Source organism: Cupriavidus basilensis, assembly GCF_029335485.1.
Taxonomy (GTDB): Bacteria; Pseudomonadota; Gammaproteobacteria; order Burkholderiales; family Burkholderiaceae; genus Cupriavidus; species Cupriavidus basilensis_E.
The window spans coordinates 1-6,290 of the sequence record NZ_JARJLM010000408.1; the positions used below are offsets into that span (position 1 = coordinate 1).

General features: G+C 63.0%; 6 protein-coding genes. All 6 read left to right on the top strand.

Features of this window, described 5'->3' with window-relative positions; genetic code table 11:
• Window positions 1–710 (top strand): DUF2345 domain-containing protein (locus P3W85_RS24340; protein ID WP_276266658.1); only part of this gene is annotated, 710 nt, incomplete at its 5' end.
• Window positions 707–1,315 carry a hypothetical protein gene (locus tag P3W85_RS24345; RefSeq protein WP_276266659.1) on the top strand — a complete coding sequence of 203 codons (609 nt, stop codon included), beginning with the start codon at window positions 707–709 and terminating at the stop codon, window positions 1,313–1,315. The genes P3W85_RS24340 and P3W85_RS24345, both read left to right, overlap by 4 nt.
• On the top strand, window positions 1,312–2,004 hold the full coding sequence (locus tag P3W85_RS24350) for a hypothetical protein (protein WP_276266660.1): 693 nt from the start codon (window positions 1,312–1,314) through the stop codon (window positions 2,002–2,004). The genes P3W85_RS24345 and P3W85_RS24350 overlap by 4 nt, the downstream gene beginning before the upstream one ends.
• A gap of 144 nt (window positions 2,005–2,148) precedes the next feature.
• A complete protein-coding gene (locus tag P3W85_RS24355; RefSeq protein ID WP_276266661.1) occupies window positions 2,149–3,912 on the top strand; it encodes an esterase/lipase family protein in 1,764 nt (587 codons plus the stop codon).
• A 77-nt stretch (window positions 3,913–3,989) separates the two neighbouring features.
• A complete protein-coding gene (locus tag P3W85_RS24360; RefSeq protein ID WP_276266662.1) occupies window positions 3,990–5,147 on the top strand; it encodes a T6SS immunity protein Tli4 family protein in 1,158 nt (385 codons plus the stop codon).
• A gap of 142 nt (window positions 5,148–5,289) precedes the next feature.
• Window positions 5,290–6,290: type VI secretion system Vgr family protein (locus tag P3W85_RS24365; RefSeq protein ID WP_276266663.1), on the top strand; the 1,001-nt coding region annotated here is incomplete at its 3' end.

Here is a 6,290-nt window from a genome sequence, read left to right on the forward strand (position 1 = left end):
GCAACGGCATCAGCACCTTTGCGCAGAACGGTGACGTGCGCCACATCGCCCATCAAGGCCAGATGCTGTTGCAGACCCAGCACAACGTCATGCGCCTCGAAGCCGATCAAAGCGTCGACGTGACCAGCAGCGAGAGCCACGTCATCGTCGCGGCGAAGGAGCACATCACCCTCTTGTGCGGCGGCGTCTACATCAAGCTGCAAGGCGGCAATATTGAGCTGGGCATGCCGGGCGCCTTCACCACCAAGGCCGGCAGCTATGACTTTATCGGCCCCAGCAGCACGTCGGCGGCATTCAACGCGTGGGATACGTCTCCGTTCGACGAGCGGTTTCAGGCCTTGCTTCCGAACGGGTCGCCGGCCAAGAACCGTCGGTATGTCATGATTCGCGCCGATGGCACCCGCATCGAGGGACGAACCGATGGCGAGGGCTATGTCAGCCTGCAGCGCGGCATGACAACCGAGCGCATCGCCTTGGAATGGCCGTCCTCACAAGAGCAGCCCAATCCCGCGGCGAATGAGCTATCTGACAGCGATCTCGCGTACTTCTATCACGCCGAACATGATGACGGCAGCCCAGCTTCCCTGGCTTATCGGGTCGACTCTGAACAGACCAAGCTGTTCGACAACGAGTTGGACGCGCAGGGCCGCACCGTGGCGCTGCCGATGTCCGTGCGCAGTAAAGTGATTTTCTGGATCCCGCAATCATGACGCAAATCGACAAGCAAACGCGCAAGCTTGCAGCCATTGCCTACGGCGAAGCATCCGTTGCCGACGACCCGAACGAGATCGGTGGCATTGCTTACGCCGTGGCGAATCGCGCCCGGGCCTGGGGCGGAAAAACCGTGGACCAATTGCTCGCGGCCGACCCGAACTACACCTACGCCGTCAGCGACGGCAATGTGAGGTATCAAAAACTGATGGACGCCAGCGATGCCCAGATTGCCAAGAATAAAGGCATGACAGCAGCGTTGCAGCATGCCATCAGTGCCTTGGCCAACACTGGAACGGACCCATCCAATGGCGCGTTTTGGTGGGACGGTCTGGACTTCCGCACCAAGGCTAAGCACCCCAAGCGCAAAGACGGCTTTTACTACGGCGATGAAGCCCACAACATCTTCAACGTGGATCCCGTAAGCAAGCCCGTCACGATCTACTGGAAGGTGGCGAACAAGAAGACCGGCAAGGAAGTCAATTCCAAAGTGCGTGGCAAGTACGAGTACGTTTGGGTGTCTACCGCGGCGCACGGCCAAACCATTTTCTGGACTCATGACAGTGACTACCTAGAAGCCACTGGCGGGAAGGCTTACCGATGAAATACAGATACGCATGGTGCGCGTTGACGCTGATGGCCCCGATAGCCAGCGCATCCCCCATCTTCGACGGCTACGAAAGCTACTATGCGTCGCAGTCCGGAGCATTGTTCAACGCGCGCGACAGCAAAACGCTCCAATCCTACAGTCTCTATCCCGACAACACCGTGCAACAGGGATGGGAGGGCATCGCAAACGGCCATCGGCAGTCGGTCAAGGTAGCCGACGGCAATATCCAACTGAATGGCCGCAAGCTCCGCTTGACCCGCGCGCGGCTCTTTCCTGGCGAGTCCACGACGCCTGACGACCTGGGCCGCGGCACGGAGGTCTATTTTGCCAACGGCTATGTCTGCTTGGAAAACACACCGTCTTCCGCCAGCGGTACCGCGGCGCGTCATATGGCCGTCTACCTGATCCGGACAGGGAGCACGCCGCAACTCTTCAAGCTACCCAGCCTGTTCGCCTCGTGCCTTGGCATCCGCCGCGTCGGGGGCGACATCGCCTTCCCGCGTGTCACCTACGACTACGCCTTGCAGCGTGACGTGCCAGATGGTGTGGTCTTCACCGAGTACCGACTCCGCGGGCAGGGATTCGTCGCCACCTCCAGGCAAGTCGCCGCACGCTTCGTCGAAGCCGGCAACGTCTACCGCTTCACTATCACCTCACCCCAGTCCACGGGAGAAGCACCGTGACCCCGCCGAGCGCGCGTGACCACGGCGTACGACAGCGCATCGCAAAGACGGCCTCGATTGCAGCCTGCGATAAGCGATTGGCGTCCATGCTGCGGCATGCCGCGACGCCATCCGCCTTCCATGTTCCGACACAAGGATGATCTCATGACCGAAGCCAAGACGGACACACGCACGGCCCCTGGCAGCTACAACGCCAAGGGCGAGCCTCAGCATGCATGGAACCTGTCGCCCAGCGACCGTACCGATGCCGTGCAGTGCCCTCTCCCTCCGGAGGCTGTGCTGCCGGTGATCTTTGTGCCGGGCATTATGGGAACGAATCTGATGACGGTGCCTGACGCAGAGAACGGTGATGGCCTTCCCGTCTGGCGACTTGATGCCGGATCGTTCAACAAGAATTTTTGGCTGTTTCGTAGATGGAACGGCGTAGCAGCAGGCGAGAGGCAGCAGATACTGCATCCTGATCGAGTGACGATCGATGACGGTGGGGCGGTTCCCAAGCGTCAGGCGGGATCCGTGCGCCCAACGTCCGGAAGCGATGAACAAGGACAACAGGCGCAATTGGCTGAGCTCTACCGTGCGCGCGGCTGGGGCGAAGTGAGCGAAACCAGCTACCACGATTTCTTGCTGCACCTGGAAGCGACCCTGAACAATGACTTCCTGCCGCATCGATGGCCACAGTTCCACGTCGAGCCAGATCAACTCGAGACGCTCGACGCGAGCTCCCCCCCTCGGCTGAAACCTGGCGCTCCGATCCGGATGCCGGCCTTGCAAGACCTGGTAGAAAGCGAAGGACTACCGACCATGCTTTCCGACGACCTCCTGGCGCGCTCACTCTACCGCATGCCCATACACGCCTGCGGCTATAACTGGCTCGCCTCCAACAAAGATGCCGCCGAGCGTCTGGCTGAACGTATCGCGCAAGTCATCCAACAATACGGCGACGCCTGCAAGCAGGTCATCCTGGTCACACACTCGATGGGCGGCCTGGTCGCCCGGCAATGCGCCCGGCTGCCGGGCATGAGCGAGTGCATCGCGGGCATCGTGCACGGCGTCATGCCGGCGAACGGCGCACCCGTCGCCTATCGCCGCTGCAAGCTCGGGATGCGCGAGGAAAGCTTCATGGCCAGCAAGGTCATCGGCCCCACCGGCCGCGAAATCAGTGCCGTCTTCGCCCAGGCCCCCGGCGCCTTGCAACTGCTTCCCACCACGCAATACCGCCCGGGTTGGCTGCGGCTCTTTGACGAGCAAGGCAAGCCAATCATGCCCACCTGGCCGGCCATGGACCCCTATGAAGAAATCTATCTTCGTCGCGACCGTTGGTGGGGATTGATGCGGGAGGAGTGGTTGTCGCCAGAGAACGGCGCACCGATTACATGGCAGACGTTCGCCGACAACATTACGGCTGCCAAGGACTTCCACCGCGACCTTGGCTTGTTCTATCACACATCCACCTACGCATACTATGGAGCAGACGCCCGCCAGCCGAGCTTTGATTCCATCACCTGGGACATGAAGCGGCCTCGCTATCCCCAAGAGAGTCAAGGCTCCCTGACGGGTAGCGATTTCTCCGACATGGAGACGGACGCGGTCATCGGCGGCAGTAACCCGGTACTCCTCAAGCTGCCGGAGCGTGCGGGCACTCAACATCCCGGTGACCGGAGACCGCCGGCGGCAGCGCACTGGAAGCTGCGCTGCCGCATGCAGGACGGCATCGGTGACGGCACCGTGCCGGAAGCCTCGGGGCGTGCGCCTCAGCAGCAAGCCCAGAGCAGCCAGGTCCGTTACCAGTTCCGCCTGACCGGCTTCGACCATGAAAAGTCTTATCTGAATGCGCGGGCCCAGGCCGTCACGCTGTACAGCGTGATCAAGATCGCGGCGCAAGCCACCAAGCCAGCATGCATCCAATAATCGTCCTCTTGGTGCTGCTCTGTTCCTGGCTCGTGGCCGGTTGCACAGAGCCGACTCGCGAGAAGGGGAAACAAACCGTGACCGCACAGACCACCGATATGCGTACCTGGGCCATGGGCCGGGAATTGATCGATCTGCCCAAGAGCTGGAACTACAGCACCGGCAGCGACGTGACGTTCTACTACGGGCTCGGCGCCGACCATAAGGCCGTCTCCGTCAGGATTCTGGCCGAGCGCATCACGCCGCAGTTGTTCGCGTCCGAGGTAGCCCGCCGAGCAAATCTGATCCGAGCCGTGGGCAATACGCGTACCGGCGGCTCCATGCTTCTGGAATCCACCACGCTTGATCCGCAACAGATCCTGCTCCGCTATCAGCGCCGCACCGATGGCAATTCCGCTGAAATCCAGGAGCTTCATCGATGGGTCGAGGGTGTCTATGTGATGATCAAGGCCGAAGCCTACGATGGCGTCATCGCCCCCGTGACGGAACGCATCAAGACCCTTGCTTCATCCATCGAGAAAATCGCCGATCCGGAGCGAGCGGGCCCGGGCTTCGCGCTCGGACCAATCATCATCCGCGGGAATCACGACCACGAGTCGGCTTCCATCACGTATTACCTACCTGCATCCAACGTCAGCCTGAAGATCTACCTCAGTGCCATCACCCCGAATACCAAGCAACGACTGATCCCCCGCTTCAAGCAGGACGCCGATGATATCGGCTATCCCTACAAGCTGTTGAAGCAAGGTCCGCTGACGATCGCGACCATGGCCTCCGAACAGGTCCTGGTCGCCTTTCGAGGCGAGGACCATCGGCTATTCAAGTTCATGGCGGAAACGTATCGCGCGACACCATCGCTGGCTCAACAGACACTGTCCGTGACGATGTCCGGCGGCGGCCCCAAACGCCGCACCCTCGACCCCGATGCGCCCGTTGACCTAGTCCGCTGGAGCCTGCCCTCCTTTGTCCCTCGTTATTGGGAACGGCCACTCTGGCAACGTCCCCCGCCCCCTCCCGCCGTTGATGCCGAATACACCGACCACGAAGCCATCGGCGTCTGGGACGCCATCATCGGCTCGATTCGCCCGCGCGGCGGTGCCGTTGCACCACCGGTGCCACCCGCGCCGCCCAAGCCCACCGCTTATCGCAGCCCCACCCGGGAACAGGCGGAAGCCGAGCGCCGAGGGCTGGACGCCTTCCTGGCCAGCCCGCCCCGTAGCAAGCCGAAGACCTGAGCCGATGCGCCACGTGATCTGTCTCCTCGTACCACTGGCCGGTTGCACAAAGCCGCCTAGCAAGAAAGAGAAACAGGCCGTGGCCACGCGTCGTGCCGTAATGAAGTACACCGCGCGCCGTACCTTTTCTTGGAGCATCGTTATGCCCACCCAATCCGACCTGCGTTTCACCTTCACCATCCACGGCACCGACGGCAAGATCGACCTCGACGTCGTCGCGTTCACCCTCGACGAAGGCCTCTCACAGCTCGACCGCCTCGAACTCGATCTCGCCAGCCACGCCCCCGACATCGACTTCGACCAGGTGCTCGACCGCCCAGCCCTGCTCACCCTCTGGCACGGCTCGCGGCCCGTGCGCCGTGTCCACGGTCTCGTCAGTACCTTCGAGCAACGCGACTCCGGCTTTCGACGCACCCGCTACCGCGCCGTCGTCGAGCCACGCCTCGCACGCCTCGGCCTGTGCGCCGACTGGCGCTTCTTCCAGCAGCAGCACGTCCCCGACATCCTCGCCGCCGTGCTCAAGGACCACGGCATCGACACCCCAGACTGGCACCTCACCGCCGAGCACCTCGCCCGCGAGTACTGCGTTCAGCCCGGCGAGTCCGATCTCGGCTTCGTCTGCCGCCTCGCCGCCGAAGAAGGCCTCGTCTTCTACCACCGCCACGACGACACCGATCACCGCCTCGTCTTCGGCGATCGCCTCTACGTCCACGGTTCGATCGACGGCGGCCCCGTGCGCTATCAGCCCACTCCCGGCGCCGACCAGCCCGAACCGGCGCTGCGCCGCTTCGCTTACGCCCAGCACGTGCGCACCACCCGGCAGACCCAGCGCGACTACACCTTCAAGCATCCGCGCTACCGCCAGGAGCATTCGCCCAGCGTCGCCGGCCAAGGCCAGCCCGACTACGAGCGCTACGACTACCCCGGGCGCTACAAGCAGGATGCCGCCGGCGCCCCCTTCACCCTCAACCGACTGCGCGGCCGGCGCCGCGATGCGCGCATCGCCGTGGTCGAGGGCGACGATCCCCGCCTCGTGCCCGGCATCGCCTTCGACCTCATCGGCCACCCGTGCGCCGACTGGAACCACGGCTGGCGACCCGTGCGCATCCGCCACCGCGGCACCCAGCACACCAGCCAGGCCGA